Here is a 19364-nt window from a genome sequence, read left to right on the forward strand (position 1 = left end):
CGGCGGCACGGCGGCACGGCGGCACGGCGGCATGCGAGCGCAGGCAGGGCCCCTGCCCAGGCAGTCCGGGCAAGAGCATTGGTTCAGGCGCGGTCGGGTGTCCGGCGCAAGACCAGGGAGACGAAGCCCCAGCTGTCCCGGTGCCGCGCAGCAATTCGGAGCGGCGGGTCGTGGCTGTCTCGAGCGCGTAGCAGCTGTCCGGGTCGGCAGGGTGCCACCGGCAGAGCCCCGACGAACACACCACTGTGGGACAGGCTCCTCGCCACCATGCTCACTCGTGCCAGTCAGCCCCAGTTCGTGCGCGACATTCGCCAGGACATCCGCATCTGGCACCACAAGACCTACCTCGAACGCCCCCGACTCGCCGAGGGCGACGGCCCGATCACCGCTTGGCGCCGCTGGACCAGCCAGTTCTATTCCCCCGCCCAGTCACGCATCCATGACTGCCCCACCGCCGCAACGGAACCGCTCTGCGGACCACAGGCCAACGGGCTCCGCCTACGACCTGTGAGCAAGTGCTGCGTTCCGGCTGCTGCGTTCGGCATGTGAGGTGGCAGCATGCCGTTTCATGGCAGACGACGGCACGAGGGGGACGCATAGACGCGCCCGTCTGCTCGGCGCTCGCTGATGTGCTTGGGCAGCATGGCGCTTGTTTTTTTGGCCTGCGGTTTGCGAGCTGTGGGCGGTTTCCGGGGAGTTCACTGAAGTCGTGGCGCATCTGACGGTCGCTGATGGTCAGGACGATGGTGTTCTGGATGAGATGGAGACCGACCTGCTCAGCAAGCTCCCTTCACGTCCTGGGTCTCCTCGGTTGACCTCATGGTGCATGACGGTGCGAGGTGGCGGGAGCGTGCGCCGTTTGCACTCCGTGACGCGTGACGCGTGACGTGTGGCGTGTGGAAGGGCTTGAGCGGGTGTTGCTCAGCTTGCTGCGGCCCTTGGGCTTCGTGAGGTGTTGGTGCCGGGGACCGGCTCGGACGGGTCGGTGCCGAGGGCGACGATGCGGTTGTCCGCGTCGACGTGCACGACCTTCGGCTGGAGGGCGCGGGCCTCGGCCTCGTCCACCTGCGCGTAGCTGATGAGGATGACCAGGTCGCCGGGGAGGACCAGATGTGCGGCGGCGCCGTTGATGCCGATGACGCCCGAGTCGCGTTCGCCCTCGATGACGTAGGTCTCCAGGCGGGCACCGTTGTCGATGTCGACGATGTGGACGAGTTCGCCGGGCAGCAGGTCGGCGGCCTCCATCAGTGCGGCGTCGATCGTGACCGACCCCACGTAGTGCAGGTCGGCCTCGGTCACGGTGGCCCGGTGAATCTTGGACTTGAACATGGTGCGCAGCACAGCGTCACACTCCTGCCAGAAGAAGGTCGCGCCCCCAGGTGAGGTGCGCGCCGGAGCAACCATGCTAGCGGCGAGCCCGGCGAGCGGGACAGGGGCATGGTCGAGCCCTGTCACTCTCTGTAGTTGAGGTGTCGGGCGGGCGCTGAAGCCCCGGTGTGGGTCGGGGAGAGGCGTGGCGCATGATGGCGGGCGTTGTTGCGGGCGGCTTGTGGAGGCGGAATGGGTAGTGGGGGCGAGGCCGGGCGGGTTTTGGTGGTGGATGATGATGCCGCCATTCGGCGTTCGCTGGGGCGTGGGTTGCGGTTGAACGGGTTCAGCGTCGATCTGGCGGACGGGGGCCGGGCCGCGTTGGCGAAGGCGGCGGACCAGGCACCCGACGCCATGGTGCTGGACGTCTCGATGCCCGATGTGGCTGCTCCTGGACCTGGTGGGCAGGGACCTGCATGAGCAGGCCGACCAGCGGCTCGCCGAGCGCGCCCATGGTGTGGCGGCGGCCGCCCGGGGGTTGCTGCGCGCGGCCTCGCAGGACCGGCCGCGGGCCGAGCAGGCCCATCAACGGAAGCTGTACAGCGCGGCGTTGGACGTCGGCATCCGGTTGCAGGGGCCGGACCGTACCGTTCAGGAGGGTCCGCAGCCGGATCCGTCCGTGCGGCTGCCGACGGTGCCTGGCAAGCCGGTCAGTGTCCATGCGCGGGGCAAGACCTGGCGGGTGCTGGCTGGCCGCCGTGCCGCCCGGCCGTTGCGGCGGCTCCAGCAGCGGACCAGCGGCCTCGATCCGCGTACCAGCGACGTCCGCCTGGAGCATCGCCCCACCCGGATCACCGAGGTCGACGACCTTGCGCGAACAGTGCAGACGGTTCTCGCCCGCTATGACGAACAGGCCGCCCGGACCGCCGAGGCGCTGGCGACGGCCCGTTCCTTTTCGGCCGCGGCCTCCCATGAACTGCGCACGCCCCTGACGAGCATGCAGACCAGCCTGGACATCCTCGATGCCCTCCAGGACCTGGACGCGCAGGACCGGGCGGAAACCGTGGAGGATCTGCGGCGCGGGCACGCCCGCCTGTTGGGGCTGCTGGTGATGCTGCGGGCGCCGGCCCAGGGGGATCTGGTCGAGGCGGATGCGTTCGGGTCCGTCGATCTTGCCGATCTCACGGACGTCGCCGTGGCCGATTTCCGCCGTGCGCACGCCGACGCCGAGGTGGCGCTGGAGTGCACCACGGGCCTGGTGGTGCACGGCTGGCAGCCGGGGTTGCGGTCGCTGGTGGACAACCTCCTGGCCAACGCCCTGGCGCACGGCCGGTCCGCCGATGGGCGGGCCCGTATGGCGGTGGCTCTGCGGGCGGCCGTTGAGGGCGGGGCCCGGGTGGCTGTACTCACCGTGGACGATCAGGGGCCCGGAGTGCCGTCGGAGCGGCGGCGGACCATCTTCGAACGGTTCCAGCGACGTGCCGACAGCCCGGGGTCCGGCCTGGGGCTCACTCTCGTCGCCCAGCAGGCCGATCTGCATCATGCGCGACTGCAGGTGCAGACCGCCCCGGTGCCCAGCAGGCCGTCGCCTCGGCGGACGCCAACGGCGACGCCGACGACGCCGGGAACTGAATCGGGTCGGTTGCCTGTGCCGGGCCGGGAACCCCGCGACCGGCACAGGCAACGCCCGGGCCCGGACACGCGGACATTCGGACGCCCGGGCAGACGCTGGTGACTGCGCCCCACCTGCCGTTGTGCACCCGCCGCAGATCCTCATCTGCCCCAGATCCTCCGGTACGCCGCGCGATATCCGGGCGGGTCCCAGGTCGTCGCCCCGTGGCTGTTGGCGGCCGTGGCGATGTGCACGGGGGCGACGTAGCCGCTGGCGGGCGCGTCGGCGAAGGCGCGGTTGAGCTCGTCGAGGATCTGCCAGCCCTGCTGGGCGAACGGCTCGGGGACGGTGGCTGCCTGGAACTGCCGGCTGTTGACGCGCTGGAACGCGGACGGATCGCCGTCGCCCGCGCCGATGTTGAAGGGGGCCCCGGCGCCTTTCCGGCGTGCGGCGCGCAAGGCCGGGGCGGCGTCGGCGAAGTACAGGTCGTTGACGGCGATCGAGTGGGTCCAGGCGTGCGGGAAGCGGGAGAGCAGCGAGGCGACTTCCACGGGGGTGCGGCCGCTGCTGTCCGCGATCGGGATGTTCTCCTCCGTCAGCACGCGCACGCCGGGGCAGGTGGCGAGTTCCTTCTCGATCAGGGTGGACTTGGTTCTGGCGAACGGGATCGAGGCATCGGTGAACACGACCACTCCGGCGTGCCCGCGGGAGTGCGTGATGACCCAGTCCGCGCCGGCCTTCGCGACGTCCTCGACCCTGGTGGTGACGTTGCTGAAGAGCGCGGGGTGGCTGCTCGGGCCGGGGGAGCCGACCGCGTGCCAGCCGACGAGCGGGATGTGCCTGGCGGCGGCCGTGGCGACCTGAGTCGACGTCAGATCCGGGTCGAAGCCGCCGATGACGATGCCGGCGGGCCGGAGCTCGATGGCCTGGTCGAAGGCTGCCTGGATCCCCGTGGGGGTGCCCTGGCCGTCGATCAGGCGGAGTTTCCAGCCGATGACCCGGGCGGCTTCCCGCACACCCTCGGCGGCGCCCGCGACGCCGGGGTTGGTCATGGTCTGCGCGACGTAGACGATGTTCTTGCCGGCGGCCGCCGGGGGGCCGTCGGTGGGGCCGGGCGTCGCGGGGGCGCCCTTCTCGGCCCGTGCGACGGCGACCGCCGCGTGGGCCAGGGCGGCGGGGCAGCCGGTCTTCGCCGGGCCCGGCGAGAACGCTCCACCGCCGACCGACGCACCGCGCTCGCAGCCGACGAGGGCGACGCCGCCGGCGAGGACGGCGACCGCCACCGACCACACGGCGACGGCACCGCCCAGGGGCGTCCGGCGCCGCGAGCGTACGGGGACGCCTCGTACGGGAGCCACGATGTGCTGACCGGAGGAGGTCACGAGGCGACTTTCGGCAGGTCGGGGAGCGTCCGCGGCGGTCCCTTCCGGCGTTGCCGGGCCTGCCGGCGGGCGGTGTAGCCGGCCAGGCCGACGGCGAGCAGCAGGGTGGCGCCGTTGAACAGCGGGATGACCCAGAACCGGGCGCCCAACTGCTCGATGCCGGCCAGCCCGATGGCCAGGACGACGACGGCGACCAGCGTGCCCAGCGCGTTGGCCCGGCCTGGTCTGATCGCGGTGGAGCCGAGCAGCGCACCGACGAAGGCGGGCAGCAGATAGTCCAGTCCGACGCTGGGGTTGCCGATGCGCTGCTGTGCGGCGAGGAGGACACCGGCGATGCCGACGACCAGTCCCGATCCGACGAAGGCGTGGACGACATGGCGCCGGGTGGGGATGCCGACCAGCTCGGCGGCGCGGGGGTTGGAGCCGATGACGTACAAGTACCGGCCGAGGGGCAGCCGTTCCAGCAGCAGCCACAGCAGGGCGGTGAGGATCAGGACGTAGCAGGCGGACACCGGCAGGCCGAGGAACCTGGAGTCGTACAGGTCGGTGAAGGCGGCCGGCAGGCCCTGCGGGCCGGGCACGATCCGGGCCCCGTCGGTGATCCAGCCGGTGACGGCGTAGAGGACGCTGCCGGTGCCGAGGGTGGCGATGAAGGAGTTGATCCTCGCGAACTCGACGACCACACCGTTGAAGGCGCCGACGACCGCCCCGCCGACTACCACCACCAGGCAGGCGAGCGGCCAGGGCCAGCCTTCGACGGCGATGAGCCACATCGTCGTCACATGCGCGAGGCCGAGGCCGTAGCCGAGGGAGAGGTCGAACTTGGCGGTGACGATGGGGAGCGTCGCGCCGAGCGCGAGGAGGGCGGGGATGGACTGGTTGGACAGCACCGCGGAGATGTTGTCCAGGGTGGGATAGGTGTCCGGCAGGGCGAGGGAGAAGGCCAGGAACAGCAGGACGGCCAGGGCCAGGAGGCCGTAGGCGCCGAGGAGATGCCCGAACCGGCGGCGCGGCGGGCGACGGGCGAAGCGGCTCACGGGCCCGTGGTCCCGGTGAGTGCCGGCATGGCCGACGCAGCCGCGGTCAGCGCGCCGACGGTGAGGGCGTCGCCGCGCAGCTCCGTCGTCAGCGCCCCGCGGACGAACACCAGGGCGCGATGGCACACGTCGGCGATCTCCTCGAAGTCCGTGGACAGCAGCAGGACGGCGAGACCGTCGGCCAACGCCTCCCGGAGCAGGTCGTAGAGCGCTGTCCTGGCGCCGACGTCCACCCCGGCGGTCGGCTCTTCGAGGATCAGCAGTCTGCGGTGCGTCCCGAGCCATCGGCCGACCATGACCTTCTGCTGGTTCCCTCCGGAAAGCGTGGAGATCGGCGCTTCGCTGTCCCGGGGACGGACGGCGAACCGGCGCAACAGGGCCTCGGCCTCGGCCCGTTCGCGCCGCGGGACGGTCCAGCGGAGCGCCGGGTGGCCCCTCGCCCGTGGGTTGGCCAGGAGGTTCTCCCGTACGGTCAACTCTGCTGCGCAGCCCTCCTCTTGACGGTTGCTGCTGACGAAGCCGACGCCGGAGCCGACCGCGGCCGCGACCGATCCCGGTCGGTAGGGGCGTCCGTCGAGCAGGGCCCGCCCGCCGAGGAGGTGCCCGGCGCCGGCGAGGGCGCGGCCCAGCTCCAGGTGCCCGGCGCCGGTGAGTCCCACCAGGCCGAGGATCTCGCCGGCGTGCAGCTCCAGGCCGACCGGTGCGGTGTCGACCGTCCGTACGCGGTCCAGGCTCAGGACGGTGCGGCCGGTGGCCGGGGCGAGGCGGTGGCCGCCGGGTTCGTGGCCCACGATGTCGCGCACGAGCCGGGCCGGGCTGTGGCCGGCGAGCGGGCCGTGGCGGACCAGGCGGCCGTCGCGCAGTACGGCGAAGGCATCGGCGACCTGGTAGACCTCGTCGAGCCGGTGGGTGACGTGGACGATGGCGTGGCCCTGGTCGCGCAGGGCGTGCAGGACGCCGAAGAGCCGGGCGCAGTCCGCCGCCGGGAGACTGGCCGTCGGCTCGTCGAGGACGATGACGCCGGCCCGGGTGGAAAGCGCCCGGGCGAGGGCCACCAGGGAACGCTCGGCGCGCGGGAGGTCGGCGACGGGGGTGCGCGGGTCGAGGTGGGCGGCGAGGATGCCGAGTGCCTCGGTGCAGCGCTCGTGGGTCCTCCGCCAGGACAGCAGTCCGGCGCGGCGGGCATAGCCGGTGCCCAGGGCGATGTTCTCGGCGACTGTCATCCACTCGACCAGTCCGAGGTCCTGGTGGATGAACGACATGGCGCGGGCGGCCGCTTGGGTGCCGAGCGGATGGCCGGCCACCGTCACCTCGCCGTGGTCCGCGTGATGGACACCGGCCAGGATCTTGATGAGGGTGGACTTGCCGGCACCGTTGGGGCCGAGCAGGGCGAGGACGCTGCCGGAGTGGATGTCGAGGTCGACGCCGTCCAGCGCGAGGGTGCCGCCGAACCGCTTGCCCAGGCCGCGGATGCGTACCAGCGGCTCCGGACCGTGGGGAGCGGGAGGGCTGCTGTCGGGAGTGTCGGGCACGGGCTTCTCCGGGGATCGGCCGCTCGGTGCACTGCCGGTATCGGCACGTCCGCGCATGCTACGGCCCCCGTTGCCGTCCCCTGGGCTTCCCGGCCCGGAGGTGTCGCTCAGATGGCGGGAATGTCGTCGAGGCAGATCGCGGCGAGGCCGGGCCGTCCGCCGGACATCTTCAGGGCGCACTCGGCCCAGATGACCTTGCCGTCGGCGGTGTAACGGGTGCCCCATGCCTGGGCGAGCTGTGCGACGAGGAACAGGCCGCGGCCGCCCTCGTCGGTGGTGGCCGCATGGCGCAGATGCGGGGCGGTGCTGCTGCCGTCGGAGACCTCGCAGGTCAGGGCGCGGTCGTAGAGCAGGCGTACCCGGATCGGGGCGGTGCCGTAGCGGATGGCGTTGGTGACCAGCTCGCTGAGCACCAGTTCGGCGGCGAACGACACCTCGTCCAGTCCCCAGGCGGCCAGTTGACGTGTCACGGCGGCGCGGATGCGGGAGACCATGGCCGGGTCGTCGGTCAGTGCCCAGGTGGCGATCCGGTGCGCGTCCAGTGTGTGGGTGCGGGCCACGAGGAGGGCTATGTCGTCGGTGGGGTGGCGGGGCACCACTGTCCGGAGGACCTCCGCGCAGGTCTCCTCGGGCGGGCGGTTCGGGTGCGCCAGGGCTCGGCGCAGCCGGTCCAGGGCGGTGTCGAGGTCGCGGTGGCGGTCCTCGACCAGTCCGTCGGTGTAGAGGACGAGCTGACTGCCTTCGGGGAGAGGGATTTCGGCGGTTTCGAAGGGCAGGCCGCCCAGCCCCAGTGGCGGGCCGGCGGGCAGGTCGGGGAAGGCGACGGTGCCGTCGGGATGGACGAGCGCGGGTGGCGGGTGGCCGGCCCGGGCCATGACGCACTGCTGGGACGTGGGGTCGTAGACGGCGTACAGACAGGTCGCGCCGATGATGCCGGTGATGCCGTCCGGCTCCTCACCGCCGTCGTCCCGGGCCAGGCGTGCCACGACGTTGTCGAGGCAGGTGAGGACCTCGTCCGGGGCCAGGTCCAGTTCGGCGAAGTTGCGGGCCGCCGTGCGCAGTCGGCCCATGGTGGCGGCGGCGTGCAGCCCGTGCCCGACGACGTCCCCGACGACGAGCGCCACGCGGCTGCTGGACAGGGGGATGACGTCGAACCAGTCGCCGCCGACGCCGGACTCGGCGGGCAGATAGCGGTGGGCGACCTCGACGGCGTTCTGCTCGGGGAAGCCGCGCGGCAGCAGGCTGTGCTGCAGTGCCAGCACCATGTTGTGTTCGCGGGTGTAGCGGCGGGCGTTGTCGATGCAGATGGCGGCGCGGGTGGCGAGTTCCTGGGCCAGTGAGCGGTCGTCGTCCCCGTAGGGGGCCGGATCCCGCGAGCGGTAGAAGCTCGCCACGCCCAGGGCGATGCCGCGGGCGTTGAGGGGGACGGCGATCAGGGAGTGGACGTTGTGGTCGAGGAGGCGCTGGGCGTGCGCGGGATCCTGGGCGATCCAGCCCGCGGCGGTCCTCAGGTCGGGCTCCAGCACCGCTCGTCCGCCGGCCAGACAACGGAGTTGGGGAGTCGAGGGGCGCAGGTCGATCGGCTCACCGGCGGGGTAGAAGGGGCAGTCCTCCCGGTATCCGTGGAGCACGACGCGGTAGAGCCCGGCGCGCGGGTCGGTCGGCTCCTCGCCGCGCAGCACCGCTTCGGGAAGCTCGATGGTGACGAAGTCGGCCAGGCGGGGCACGGCCATCTCGGCGAGTTCCCGGGCGGTGCGGGACACGTCCAGGGTGGTGCCGATGCGGGTACTGGCCTCGGACAGCAGCTCCAGACGCCGCCGGGCCGCCACGGCGTACTTCCCCACCCCCGGCTCGCCGACCAGCACCAGCCCGCTCGCCGCGGGCGCGGAGGCCGCGCCGGCGGTGCCGGGCGTGTGTGCGGTCGCGGCCGCTCGGCTGGGTACGGCGCCGGGGCGGTGCCGGAGCCGCGGGGCCGCGGGCTCGGGGCGCTGCGGCGCCGGGGGGCCGGACGGGGTCTCGGGCGGGGCGGGGACGATGACGGGCAGTTGCCCTGTGGAGAGGAGGGCTTCGATGGCGATGCCCTGGACCCCGGAAGGGCTGGTGACCGGTCGGCTGAGCAGGGTCGCGCAGCGTCCGCCTGGGAGCGGCACCGCCACGGCCGCCCGCTGGGCCAGGGCGATCAGATCGGCGGCCTTCTCCTGGAGGATCATCTGGTCCCGCCAGTCCAGCCCGCGCCCGGTCGGCTCGCCCGGCTCACCGTCGCCGGTCGGCACCTGGCGCCTGGCATCGAGGTATGCCTGGAGCAGGGTGCGCTCCCGCTGTGAACTCTGCTCCAGGAGGCGTCGTTCGATGGCGCCGGCTGCCTTGCGGATCACGGAGTTCAGCGCCGTGTCCACGTCGGTGAGCGGATAGCCCAGGCACAGCACGCCCTCGATGCGCCCACTGAGCGGGTCCCGGACGGGGATCGCCGAGCAGGCGTTGGACTGGGAGCGTTCGGCGAAGTGCTCGGCGCCGTAGACGTTGATCAACTGCCGTTCCGCGAGCGCCAGACCGATGCCGTTGGTCCCGCCGAACTCCTCGGCGAACACGTACCCGGGCACGCTCTGGATCGCCGCCAGCCGTCTGACCAGGGAAGGACTGCCGAAACGGCGCTGCAGCACGGCGCCCCGGCCATCGGCGAGCGAGACGTTCATGTTCCGGTCGGTGAACAGCTCCTGGAGCCGGTCCAGCACGGGCCCGGCCGCTCGGACGAGCCGTCCCTCCAGATCGAGGTCGGCGCGGTAGGGGAGGTCGCATCCGGCCGGCGAGAGACCCCGGGCGAGCGAGCGTTCCCAGGAGTTCAGGATCGGGCTGCGTACGGCCTCGTCGATCGACTCGCCTCGAAGGAACCGGTCACGGGCACGTGTGGGGCCGACGTCAACTCCCACCAGCCCCATCGGAATCACTTCCCTTTCGGTACGTGCCGCGGGTCCGCCCGTCACCCTCCTGCCGTCCGCTCGGAGCAGCTGTACCGTTTGCTCCGATTGTAGGGCGTTCGTCGAAGGCGATGTCGGTCGCGCGGGGGCGGAGGAGGGGCGTCACAGCACCGCGATCGGGGTGACGGGTGAGCCCGTGCCGCCGGGGATGTTCAGTGGAGCGACCACGAACAGGAAGTCGTAGCGGCCGGCCTCTGCGCAGGCGGCGGAGAGCGCTTCGAGATCGAGGTTGTCCAGGAGCGGCACCCCCATCGCGGCGATTGCCAGCGCGTGGACCGGGGAGTGCACCCCCTCGACCGGCGAGGGCCGCACATCGCTGTCGCCGTCGTTCCCGAGCAGGGCGATCCCGCGCGCGCCAAGCAGCGGGATCGCGTTCACATGGAAGCCCGCGCTGGCCGCGTCGGGGTCCCAGGCACCCAGTTCCCCGCGACGCCGGGTGCTGCCGGTCCGCAGCAGCACCGCGTCACCGTCGCCGATCGTCACGCCGAGTGCCCGCTCGGCCATGGCGATGTCCTCGGCGTGCACCGCGTGCCCGGGCTCCAGCCAGGCGCTCCCCGAGACGCCGGGCAGGTCGAGCAGCACGCCCCGGGTCACCAGGGCGCCGAGCGACGACACGGCGCCGAACCGGGCGCCCCGCGCATCGACACAGGCGTCCGCGGGCCGGCCGTCGTAGAGCTGCCCGCGGTAGGCGATGTGGGCGAGCGCGTCCAGGTGGCTGACGGCCTTGCCGTGGTAGTCGGCGCCGACGAAGTCCTTGTACGAGGTGGGTTCCGGGGCGGGCTCCGGGCCCTCGGGGTCGCCGAGCTGGGACATGAAGTGCAGGGCAGGCTTGCTGTTGTCCGGGCCGGCGGCGGTGTCCCACGGGCGCGCCATCGGGACGACCGTGCCGGTCCGGACCAGGGCGGTGGCCCGCCGCACGTGCTCGGGGGTCACCCGGCTCCAGGCGCCGCGGTCGGCCGGTGTCCAGCGGCCCCACGTGCGGACCGCCGCGAAGAGCGCGTCGAACTCCGCGCGCGGGACGGCGGGCCCGTTGCCGTCACCGGTCGCCGGGGGAGACGGGGCGTCGCGGGGATCGCCGGTCATGTGCCCTTCAGCGCTCCAGGGTGGAGGGGCCGTCGTCCGGCCTCGCCGTTCCACCCTCCCCAGCATGTCCCCTCCGCACGGCGCCCCGCATGTGATCGCCAAGCCATTCGCCGACGGGAAACGCAAAACCATAGGCGCAGAAAAGTAATGCCAGTGGCGCACCTTCTCAAAGATTTCGCCAATTGAATTCGCCGCACCGAGGGAATGAAGGGGTGATCGGATGCCTTCGATCCGGCGTTCGGATCGCCTCATCCGCCTCAACTGACCCAGTATTCCGCCCATTTGCACGATGTCGAATCCATGAGTCCCCCATGAGTTTTCCACGGAAAATAACTTTTCTGTCACCAGCTATTTCCAAGACCCCGAAAGCTCCCTACGCTGAGGCAACTTTTCGGCCAGCTGTCTTGAAAGGCCCCTCATGGCAAGCGTTGACGAGATCACGCCACTGCAGGCACGCGCACCAGGCTCTCTGCGCAGGGACGTCGGACTGATCGGCCTGATGTGGGCCTCGGTCGGCTCCATCATCGGATCCGGATGGCTCTACGGCGCCCAGAAGGCCGTGGTGGTAGCCGGCCCGTCCGCGATCATCTCCTGGAGCGTCGGCGCGGTCGCGATCGTGCTGCTGGCGCTGGTGCACGCCGAGCTCGGCGGTCTCTTCCCGGTCGCCGGCGGCACCGCGCGCTACCCGCACTACGCCTTCGGCGGCCTGGCCGGCATGTCCTTCGGCTGGTTCTCCTGGCTCCAGGCGGCGACGGTGGCCCCGATCGAGGTCGAGGCCATGATCGGCTACGCCGGGCACTGGTCATGGGCCAAGTCGCTCCAGCACGCCAACGGAACCCTCACGGTCAGCGGATTCATCGTCGCGGTCGCCCTGATGGCGATCTTCGTCGCGGTGAACTTCCTGGGCGTGAAGGTACTGGCCCACACCAACAGTGCGGCCACCTGGTGGAAGATCGCCGTACCCCTCGGGGCGATCTTCGTCATCGCGGCGACCAACTTCCACCCGCACAACTTCACCTCCCACGGCTTCGCCCCGTTCGGCGCCAAGGGTGTGCTCAGCGCCATCAGCACCAGCGGCATCATCTTCGCGCTGCTCGGCTTCGAGCAGGCCATCCAGCTCGCGGGCGAAAGCCGCAACCCCAAGCGCGACCTGCCCCGCGCCACCATCGGCTCGGTGGTGATCGGAGCCGTCATCTACACCCTGCTCCAGGTCGTCTACATCGGCGCCCTGCCCCTGGCGTCCTTCGCCCACGGGTGGGCCAAGCTCGACTACGCCGGCATCAGCGGCCCGTGGGCCGGCCTGGCCACCGTGGTGGGACTCGGCTGGCTGGGCTGGATCCTGTACGCGGACGCGATCGTGTCCCCCGGCGGCACCGGCCTGATCTACACCACCTCCACCTCGCGGATCTCCTACGGCCTGAGCAAGAACGGCTACGCCCCCCGGCTGTTCGAGCGGGCCGACGGCCGCGGCGTGCCGTGGTTCGGCCTGATCATCTCCTTCGTGACCGGCGTGATCTGCTTCCTCCCCTTCCCGAGCTGGCAGCAGCTGGTCTCCTTCATCACCTCGGCGAGCGTCCTGATGTACGCCGGCGCCCCCTTGGCGTTCGGTGTGTTCCGCGGCCGCCTGCCGCACCGCCAGCGTCCCTACCGCCTGCCCGGCGGCAACGTCATCGCGCCGCTGTCCTTCGCCGTGGCGAGCCTGATCATCTACTGGGCCGGCTGGTCCACCCTGGAACGGCTCGGCTGGGCGATCGTGATCGGCTACGCCCTGCTCGGCAGCTACGCCTGGTACGCCACGAAGAAGCGGCTGCCGAACGCTCCGCGACTGGACTGGAAGGCCGCGCAGTGGCTTCCCGTCTACCTCATCGGCATGGGCGTCATCTCCTGGCAGGGCGGCTTCGGCGGCCAGGGCCACATCCCGATGTGGTGGGACATGGCGATCATCTCGGTGTTCTCGGTGGGGATCTACTACTGGGCCCTTGCCACCGCCGTCCCGCCCGAGGCGATCGAGCAGAACATCGAGGAGATCACGGTCGTGGACGAGGGCGGCCACTGACCATAGCTCCCTGAACCGAAGACCCCTCAGACGCGCAACGGAGTCCGGCCGGCGGCCACCCGGCCGGACTCGGCGCGCCGCGTCACGTCCCCAATTCCCCCACTCGGTAAGGCCAGTTGATCGACACGATCGACGATCCACCGATGACCCCCAGCCGGCGTTCAATCCAGCCGGCGTTAAATCGGTTGGACTGTCCGGCACCCGCTGCTACGGTCTGAGCAGCCGTGAGAGAACGCGAGGAGGTGAGACCCATGAAGGCCGTATCCCTGTGGGTGCTCCCCCTTTTCGTCACGGTGGGCGATTGACGTAGGTGTCGCCGGGAGCGCCTCGAACCAGGCACTCCTGAGAGGCAACACCTATGAACTCTGTGCATTCCACGTCGGGCGCGAGCGACCACGCGGTCGTGGTCACGCGGGTAGCGGACACGCAGTGGCACGCCGTCGAGGAAGACCGGACGGTCGGCCGCGGCGACGCTTCACGCCGGCCCGACGGCCGGCTCTTCATCAGCATCGACGCCTGGCACCGCCCGGTCTTCGACCGCATCGCCGACGCGATGCTGGCGGACCTGCCCACACCGCTGTACACCGTCCTCGACGAGGCCGACCACGACTCCAGGTCCGCCTGGGAGCGGGCCGGCTTCGCCGTTGCACGCCGCGAGTGGGGCTATCGCGTGTCCACCGACCCGCAGGCCACCGGTCTCGACTCGGTGCGGCCCCCGTCCGGCGTGACGATCCTGCCCGCCGGTGAGGCGGAGGAGGGCCCGCTGCGCGCCCTGGACCGCATCATCCGCGACGAGGTCGGGGCCACCGTCGGATGGCACACGATGCCGGCCGAGGTACTGCCCCGCCCCGCGGGAATCACGCTGCTCGACCTTTCGAAGTACGCGGTGGCGCGGTACCTGGACCAGTACGTCGGCCTGGTGCGGGTGGCGCCGCTGACCAGGCAGCCACGGATCGGGCTGCTCGCCGTCCGGGCCGACCGGCACCGCCGCGGCATAGCCCGGGCGCTGCTGGCCCAGGCACTCGGTTCGCTGCACCGCTCCGGGACCCCTTCGGCCTGGGCCGAGGTGGACGAGTCCAACGCGGCCGCCACCGCCCTGTTCGAGGGCATCGGTGCCCGGCGCGCGGGCAGCACCCTGGAACTCGTCCGCCGCTGACGCCCCGCCACAACATCCCGAACGACCGAGCCGAACCCGCAGCAGGCGCGTCGGACGGCCGTATTTCCCACCGGATATCCCGTCACGTCAATACACCGTCGCAGAACGGGAGAAGTGAGAGACCATGACAAAACCTGCCGGAAGAATAGAAGTTGAGGGCACCGTCACCGAGTGCCTGCGCAACGCCACCTTCAGGGTGGAGTTGCAGACCGGGCACACAGTGCTCGCCCACATCAGCGGGAAGATCCGCAAGAACTACATCAAGATCCTCCCGTACGACCGAGTCCTCGTGGAACTCAGCCCCTACGACCTCACCCGCGGCCGGATCCGCTTCCGATACCGGTCGTAGCGGCAGCAGCCCACCGGCGCAACTCCCAAGGGTGAGCCCGTGACTGGAGCCCCGGCCCGACATGACCGGGGCTCCGGCCTGCTGTCGGCGGGGAATGCCGTGATCATTGCCTGGGTTGCAGGGTGGGTCAGCAGTAGTCGTAGGAAGGGATCCCCGTGCGCGCTCTCCAGACCGATCGCTTCGGCACACCCGACGTCCTCGGCCTCGTCGAGGTCGCCCAGCCTGAGCCGGGGCCCGGGGAGGTGCTGATCCGGACGGTTGCGACCAGCATCAACCCCGTCGACGACAAGACACGGGAGGGAGCCATCGGCGAGGGGACGCCACCGCTGCCGATGACGCTCGGCTGGGATCTGGCAGGCATCGTGGTCGACGGCGGCAACAGCGGACTGCGCACGGGGGAGCGCGTCATCGCGATGTCGCACCAGCTCGGCTCCGGCCGCGGGACCTGGGCCGATCTGGTCGCACTGCCGGCGGAGGCGGTGGCCGCCGCGCCGCGGGCGGTCAGCCTGGTGGAGGCGGCCACGTTGCCGCTGCCCGGGTTGACGGCACTTCAGACACTGGACTGGCTTGCCGTGTCCGGCGGTCAGCGGCTCCTGATCACCGGTGCCGCCGGCGCGGTCGGCGGGTTGGCGTTGCAGATGGCTCGCGCACGGGGCGTCGAGGTCGATGCCTTGGTCTCTCGGGACGCGCAGGTCGCCTTCGCCCGCGACCATGGCGCCGGCTTTGTCACCACCGATCGCGATGACTTTCAGGACCGCAGTTACGACGCGGTCTTCGACACCTTCGGGGCCTTCCTGACCGAGGTGGTGGTGGACGGCGGCCGGTACGCGTCGATCGCGACGCAGGCCGGACCGGTCCCTGACCTGTCCGCACGCGGTGTCCGCACCACCGTCAACCAAGTGCACGAGGACGGGACGGGGTTGAGCGAGCTGACCAAGCTCGTCGACAGCGGCTCCCTGCAGCCGCGTGTGGACTCCACCTTCGGCCTCCACGAGATCCATGCCGCACACCGACGCTTCCGCGCCGGGAGCCTGGCCGGAAAGATCGCCGTGACCTTCTGAGCTGGTGTGGTGCGGTACGTCCGGCACGAGGACATTCGGCGCAGTCGTTACGGCCTCAGGACATTTACCGGGCCGGTTGGTGGGGAGAAGTGAGCCTGAGCAAGGGTTCCGGTGGAATGCCTGTGAGCCGCCGAGCGAAGAGGGAGTGTTCGTGATGCGTACTACCAGGAAGATCGCGGCCGCTGCGGCCGCTGCCATGGTGCTGGGTGCGACGGCAGCGGGAGTGGCGCAGGCATCGCCGACGGCGGCGGCCAAGGCTACGGCGGTCGGCAAGGATGCCTCGTCCGCCACCAGCGGCCACCGTTGCCACACCGGCGAGTTGCGCTACAGCTGGGACTCCGCGCACGGTGGCCGCCCCGACATGGACGCCACCAGCCAGCAGATCGCGGCGGTGCGACTGAAGAACAACGGCGGCCGCACCTGCACCCTCCACGGTTTCCCGGGAGTCCGCCTGATCAGCGCATCCGGTGAGGCATGGGACCTGCGCCGCTCCGCGGACAGGCCGAGCACCATCACCCTGCGGCCCGGTGACGACATGGCCCTGGTCACGGTGGCCATCCTGCCGGTCGCCAGGCACAGCGCGGGCGCGTTCCTGCCGAGCAAGGTCCTGATCACCCCGCCCGACGAGAGGACGCACGTCACCCTTGCCTGGCCCTACGGCGGAGCCATCCTGGACCAGTCCGGCGCCACCCACCCCGGTACCTACGTCAACCCCGTCGGCGTGGGCTGAGCTCGACGCAGACGCCGACAGGCCCCGGGTTCCGAACTGATGGGATCGGAACCCGGGGCCCATCTGCGTTACCTGATTCCCTTACATGTCACCGCCGCCGTGGCCGCTGTCTTCACCGCCACCCTGGCCGCCGCCTTCACCACCGCCGTGGCCGCTGTTTCCGCCGCCACCGTGGTCACCCGTCCCACCGCCGTGGCCGCCGCTTCCGCCGCCCTCGTGGCCGCCACCGCCGCCACCGCCGCCGTGGTGGCCCTCGCCGCCACCCATGTCGCCGTCGACCGAGTTGTTGCAACCCATGCGGGAGCCCATCGAGGTGCCCTGCGCACCCGCGTTGCCCTCGCCGTTGAGCGCGTTGCCCAGGAGGCCGTTCAGGATCCCGACCTCGCCGAGCACGTCGACGTTCAGGTCGTGGGAGCGGCAGGAGTTGTGCTGCGAGACGTCGACGCCGCCGCCACCACGGGCGGCCGCGTGGGCGGTGCCGGCGCCGAAGAGGGCGAAGCTGCTGAGAGCGGCGGCCATGACAGCCGCCTTGTGAAGCTTGTGCATTTCTGCTCCGGAAGTTTGGGGTGATTCGGCCTGGGATTTGCCGAATCCGTACAGTTGCGGAAGGCTAATACGAAATATGATGGAGGTATTCGCCGACGCGCCGGATCGATCCGACCTTGGCGAGCGTCGCCATGCCCCAGTCGCGGGCGTGTCGCGGGCCCGGTGAACGGGTTCCGCCGACGGCTCTCCCCGAAGACGCCGACGTCAGAGCGTTGCCGACGCTCCCAAGAGGCGCGCGAGTGCGACGCCCGGCCACCCCGGCCAAGCACGCCAACCTCAACTGCCTGGATCACTGCAACTGCCGCAGGCCGCCACCCGGTCGGCGGCCTGCCGCGGGGCGAGGTGATGGGCGGCGGCTAATCTGCCGGGCAATGACTCGTATCCGCCATCAGCCGGTCGCGCCGACCCGGATGCGGTGTCTGGCGCCCGGCGCCGGCATTGACGCCCACCGTCACGACGATCACCAGATCGCCTACGCCAGCCGCGGAGTGGTGGCCGTCACCACCGACGCAGGCTCATGGGTGGCACCGGCCAACCGCGCCATCTGGATACCGGCCGGCGCCCCGCACGCCCACCGCGCCCACGGCAGACTCGAACTGCACCTGGTCGGCCTGCCCGCCACCGACAACCCGCTCGCCCTCGAACGCCCGACGGTCCTCAAGGTCAGCCCCCTGCTGCGGGAGCTGATCCTCGCCTACACCCACGACACCGAGGTCGGCGACAGTCCCCAACGGGACCGGTTGCGCGCGGTCCTGCTCGACCAGTTGCACCTCTCCCCTCAGCAGCCGCTGCACCTGCCCGCTCCCACTACACCCCGCCTCAAGGCGCTGGGCGACATCCTGCACGCCGATCCGGCAGACAACCGCACCCTGGCCGCACTGGGCAGGCAGATCGGAGCGAGCGACCGCACCCTGTCCCGGCTCTTCCAGACCGAGCTGGGTATGACGTTCAGCCAATGGCGAACCCAACTACGCCTCTACCACGCGCTGGTACTCCTCGCCGAGGACGTGCCGGTGACCACGGTGGCCCGCCATTGCGGTTGGTCCTCCGCCAGCGCCTTCATCGACGTCTTCCGGCGGGCTTTCGGGCACACCCCTGGGTCGTTCAGGAACCAGTCTGCTTCGCCGAGTAGTCGGAAAGGGTAGGCGTTTTCAGGCGAGGGCGGACGGCGGATGGGTTCGGGCTAGAGGCCCAAGGCCGCGGCCGCTTGGGAGGAATGGTGGTCGGCGTCGCCGAAGGCCAGGGCGGTGGCCGCGGCGTGGCGGGTGAAGAGGTGCAGGCCGTGTTCGGCGGTGAACCCGATGCGCCGTGGACCTGATGGGCCAGTGCGCACACCTCCTGGTACTGCTCGCTGGCGCATGCCTTGGCCGGCGAGACCTCCGGAGTGGCAGGGAAGTCGTGCGACAGCCGCCAGGCGGCCTCGTTGGCAAGCAGGCGTGCGGTGAGGACGTGCACGGCCATGTCCGCACCGTGTTGCTGGACCGCCTGGAGACTGCCGATGGGGCTTTTGAGTCCAACTGACGGTGAGCGCCGGCCGGCCCTCCGCCGGGCCGGGCTGTCGGCGTTCTCCGTGGCGAGGTCGGCAGCCCGGCTTATGGATAAGGGTGCGACCGGCCCGGCATGACTGCAGGGGGTGCCGTCACCTGCGGCTGTCGTGAAGGAAGTCGCGGATGAGGGTGGCCCATTCCTCCGGCCGCTCGATGAAGGGGAGGTGCCCGGAGGCGATCTCGGCGTAGCGCGCCCCCGGAATGGCGTCCGCGAGTTGCCGGTGGTGGTGCGGCGAGACGAGCTGGTCGAGCGCGGTGGAGATGACCAGGGTCGGCACGGCGATGGCCGCGAGGTCGGCCCGGACGTCGACGCAGTCGATGAGCAGCTCGACGTGCTCCGGCGTGCCTGGCGGGATGGTGGCGGCCGTGGTCGTGAGGGTGGTGTCGAGGTCGTCCTGGGTGAGGGCGTCCAGGACCGGGGAGCTCAGGCACATCAGGGTCAGGAAGCCGGCCAGTCGCTCCAGATCGCCGGCGCGCAGCAGGTCGCGCCACAGCCGTGCCGTCAGCAGGAACCGCGGGTCGGGGTGGGCGAAGCCCGCGGTGAGGACCAGGGCCGTGACGCGGTCGGGGTGGCGGGTGGCGGCGCGGATGGCGACCGGGCAGCCCAGTGAGTATCCGGCGATGGCGAAGGTCGCCAGGCCCTCCTCGACGGCGGTGGCGACCAGTTCGTCGGCCAGCGCATCCAGGGCGAGCGGCGCGTCGGCGCGCGCGGTGCGGCCGGTGCCTGGGTAGTCCGGGCCGACGACGGTGTGCTGTGCGGCCAGCACGTCCAAGAGGGGGCCGTAGTTGGCGTCGATGCCTCCGCCGGCGCCATGGGCGAGCAGCAGGCCCGGGCCGTTCCCGCGCACCAGGCGGCCGAGACGGGAAGTGGGCAGAGCAGTGGACATGGAATCGTCTCCTTCGGTTGCGGCGCACCCAGCCCGCCCCAACATGACCGGGGTGCTGATGGACATGACCGGGACGCTAGAGCCTCACATCGGTGTGAGAGTC

General features: G+C 71.2%; 18 protein-coding genes and 1 pseudogene. 9 read left to right on the top strand and 10 right to left on the bottom strand.

Annotation, left to right across the window (positions count from 1 at the left end; genetic code table 11):
- Positions 1 to 267: 267 nt before the first annotated feature.
- Positions 268 to 549: a hypothetical protein gene (locus B073_RS49265; protein WP_420706432.1), complete on the top strand. Its 282-nt coding sequence runs from the start codon at positions 268 to 270 to the stop codon at positions 547 to 549.
- Between the two features lie 372 nt (positions 550 to 921).
- On the opposite strand, the gene panD is transcribed toward B073_RS49265, so the two are convergent.
- The gene (panD, locus tag B073_RS0110570) at positions 922 to 1341 is read right to left on the bottom strand and encodes an aspartate 1-decarboxylase (RefSeq protein ID WP_018538064.1); all 420 of its coding nucleotides are present in this window, start codon (positions 1339 to 1341) and stop codon (positions 922 to 924) included.
- A gap of 219 nt (positions 1342 to 1560) precedes the next feature.
- On the opposite strand from panD, the gene B073_RS43820 reads away from it, so the two are divergent.
- Positions 1561 to 1788 (top strand): response regulator, encoded by a 228-nt coding sequence (locus B073_RS43820; protein WP_078507961.1) that lies wholly within the window; start codon positions 1561 to 1563, stop codon positions 1786 to 1788.
- The gene (locus B073_RS0110575) at positions 1748 to 3043 is read left to right on the top strand and encodes a sensor histidine kinase (protein WP_018538065.1); all 1296 of its coding nucleotides are present in this window, start codon (positions 1748 to 1750) and stop codon (positions 3041 to 3043) included. The genes B073_RS43820 and B073_RS0110575 overlap by 41 nt, the downstream gene beginning before the upstream one ends.
- A 38-nt stretch (positions 3044 to 3081) precedes the next feature.
- On the opposite strand, the gene B073_RS0110580 is transcribed toward B073_RS0110575, so the two are convergent.
- The 5 genes from B073_RS0110580 to B073_RS0110600 all read right to left on the bottom strand — a co-directional run bounded on the left by B073_RS0110580 (position 3082) and on the right by B073_RS0110600 (position 10929).
- Positions 3082 to 4212 carry a substrate-binding domain-containing protein gene (locus B073_RS0110580; RefSeq protein WP_018538066.1) on the bottom strand — a complete coding sequence of 377 codons (1131 nt, stop codon included), beginning with the start codon at positions 4210 to 4212 and terminating at the stop codon, positions 3082 to 3084.
- A gap of 86 nt (positions 4213 to 4298) precedes the next feature.
- Positions 4299 to 5339: an ABC transporter permease gene (locus B073_RS0110585; RefSeq protein WP_018538067.1), complete on the bottom strand. Its 1041-nt coding sequence runs from the start codon at positions 5337 to 5339 to the stop codon at positions 4299 to 4301.
- Positions 5336 to 6871 carry a sugar ABC transporter ATP-binding protein gene (locus tag B073_RS0110590; protein ID WP_018538068.1) on the bottom strand — a complete coding sequence of 512 codons (1536 nt, stop codon included), beginning with the start codon at positions 6869 to 6871 and terminating at the stop codon, positions 5336 to 5338. The genes B073_RS0110585 and B073_RS0110590 overlap by 4 nt, the downstream gene beginning before the upstream one ends.
- Positions 6872 to 6978: 107 nt before the next feature.
- Positions 6979 to 9807, bottom strand: a complete 2829-nt coding sequence (locus tag B073_RS0110595; protein ID WP_018538069.1) for a SpoIIE family protein phosphatase — start codon at positions 9805 to 9807, stop codon at positions 6979 to 6981.
- Between the two features lie 141 nt (positions 9808 to 9948).
- A complete protein-coding gene (locus tag B073_RS0110600; protein WP_018538070.1) occupies positions 9949 to 10929 on the bottom strand; it encodes a cyclase family protein in 981 nt (326 codons plus the stop codon).
- A 418-nt stretch (positions 10930 to 11347) separates the two neighbouring features.
- On the opposite strand from B073_RS0110600, the gene B073_RS0110605 reads away from it, so the two are divergent.
- From B073_RS0110605 to B073_RS0110625, 5 genes are all read left to right on the top strand, one after another.
- The gene (locus B073_RS0110605; RefSeq protein ID WP_026247249.1) at positions 11348 to 12985 is read left to right on the top strand and encodes an APC family permease; all 1638 of its coding nucleotides are present in this window, start codon (positions 11348 to 11350) and stop codon (positions 12983 to 12985) included.
- Between the two features lie 358 nt (positions 12986 to 13343).
- The gene (locus B073_RS0110610; protein ID WP_018538072.1) at positions 13344 to 14141 is read left to right on the top strand and encodes a GNAT family N-acetyltransferase; all 798 of its coding nucleotides are present in this window, start codon (positions 13344 to 13346) and stop codon (positions 14139 to 14141) included.
- A gap of 124 nt (positions 14142 to 14265) precedes the next feature.
- Complete coding sequence (infA, locus tag B073_RS0110615; RefSeq protein ID WP_026247250.1) at positions 14266 to 14490, top strand: translation initiation factor IF-1; 225 nt, start codon at positions 14266 to 14268, stop codon at positions 14488 to 14490.
- Positions 14491 to 14645: 155 nt separating this feature from the next.
- On the top strand, positions 14646 to 15551 hold the full coding sequence (locus B073_RS0110620) for an NADP-dependent oxidoreductase (protein WP_018538074.1): 906 nt from the start codon (positions 14646 to 14648) through the stop codon (positions 15549 to 15551).
- Between the two features lie 154 nt (positions 15552 to 15705).
- Complete coding sequence (locus B073_RS0110625; protein WP_026247251.1) at positions 15706 to 16281, top strand: DUF4232 domain-containing protein; 576 nt, start codon at positions 15706 to 15708, stop codon at positions 16279 to 16281.
- A gap of 81 nt (positions 16282 to 16362) precedes the next feature.
- Here B073_RS0110625 and B073_RS47710 read toward each other — a convergent pair whose 3' ends face one another.
- Positions 16363 to 16827 (bottom strand): hypothetical protein, encoded by a 465-nt coding sequence (locus B073_RS47710; RefSeq protein WP_018538076.1) that lies wholly within the window; start codon positions 16825 to 16827, stop codon positions 16363 to 16365.
- 371 nt (positions 16828 to 17198) lie between these two features.
- Here B073_RS47710 and B073_RS0110635 point away from each other — a divergent pair, with 371 nt between their 5' ends.
- Positions 17199 to 17972, top strand: coding sequence for an AraC family transcriptional regulator (locus tag B073_RS0110635; RefSeq protein WP_026247252.1), 774 nt, complete (start codon positions 17199 to 17201; stop codon positions 17970 to 17972).
- A 38-nt stretch (positions 17973 to 18010) separates the two neighbouring features.
- Here B073_RS0110635 and B073_RS47715 read toward each other — a convergent pair whose 3' ends face one another.
- The 3 genes and pseudogenes from B073_RS47715 to B073_RS0110645 all read right to left on the bottom strand — a co-directional run bounded on the left by B073_RS47715 (position 18011) and on the right by B073_RS0110645 (position 19261).
- A complete protein-coding gene (locus B073_RS47715) occupies positions 18011 to 18160 on the bottom strand; it encodes a hypothetical protein (RefSeq protein ID WP_018538078.1) in 150 nt (49 codons plus the stop codon).
- A gap of 23 nt (positions 18161 to 18183) precedes the next feature.
- Positions 18184 to 18288 (bottom strand): annotated as a pseudogene (locus tag B073_RS49270) (hypothetical protein); the annotation flags it as partial.
- Positions 18289 to 18466: 178 nt separating this feature from the next.
- Positions 18467 to 19261 (bottom strand): alpha/beta fold hydrolase, encoded by a 795-nt coding sequence (locus B073_RS0110645; protein WP_018538079.1) that lies wholly within the window; start codon positions 19259 to 19261, stop codon positions 18467 to 18469.
- Positions 19262 to 19364 lie beyond the last annotated feature (103 nt).

Source organism: Streptomyces sp. MspMP-M5 (assembly GCF_000373585.1).
Classification (GTDB): domain Bacteria; phylum Actinomycetota; class Actinomycetes; order Streptomycetales; family Streptomycetaceae; genus Streptomyces.

Excerpts from the sequence above, each read along its gene's own strand:
- B073_RS49265 (WP_420706432.1), top strand. The coding sequence starts at position 268 with ATGCTCACTCGTGCCAGTCAGCCCCAGTTCGTGCGCGACATTCGCCAG.
- B073_RS43820 (WP_078507961.1), top strand. The coding sequence starts at position 1,561 with ATGGGTAGTGGGGGCGAGGCCGGGCGGGTTTTGGTGGTGGATGATGAT.
- B073_RS0110575 (WP_018538065.1), top strand. The coding sequence starts at position 1,748 with ATGTGGCTGCTCCTGGACCTGGTGGGCAGGGACCTGCATGAGCAGGCC.
- B073_RS0110595 (WP_018538069.1), bottom strand. The coding sequence starts at position 9,807 with ATGGGGCTGGTGGGAGTTGACGTCGGCCCCACACGTGCCCGTGACCGG.
- B073_RS0110600 (WP_018538070.1), bottom strand. The coding sequence starts at position 10,929 with ATGACCGGCGATCCCCGCGACGCCCCGTCTCCCCCGGCGACCGGTGAC.
- B073_RS0110605 (WP_026247249.1), top strand. The coding sequence starts at position 11,348 with ATGGCAAGCGTTGACGAGATCACGCCACTGCAGGCACGCGCACCAGGC.
- B073_RS0110610 (WP_018538072.1), top strand. The coding sequence starts at position 13,344 with ATGAACTCTGTGCATTCCACGTCGGGCGCGAGCGACCACGCGGTCGTG.
- infA (WP_026247250.1), top strand. The coding sequence starts at position 14,266 with ATGACAAAACCTGCCGGAAGAATAGAAGTTGAGGGCACCGTCACCGAG.
- B073_RS0110625 (WP_026247251.1), top strand. The coding sequence starts at position 15,706 with ATGCGTACTACCAGGAAGATCGCGGCCGCTGCGGCCGCTGCCATGGTG.
- B073_RS47710 (WP_018538076.1), bottom strand. The coding sequence starts at position 16,827 with ATGCACAAGCTTCACAAGGCGGCTGTCATGGCCGCCGCTCTCAGCAGC.
- B073_RS0110635 (WP_026247252.1), top strand. The coding sequence starts at position 17,199 with ATGACTCGTATCCGCCATCAGCCGGTCGCGCCGACCCGGATGCGGTGT.
- B073_RS0110645 (WP_018538079.1), bottom strand. The coding sequence starts at position 19,261 with ATGTCCACTGCTCTGCCCACTTCCCGTCTCGGCCGCCTGGTGCGCGGG.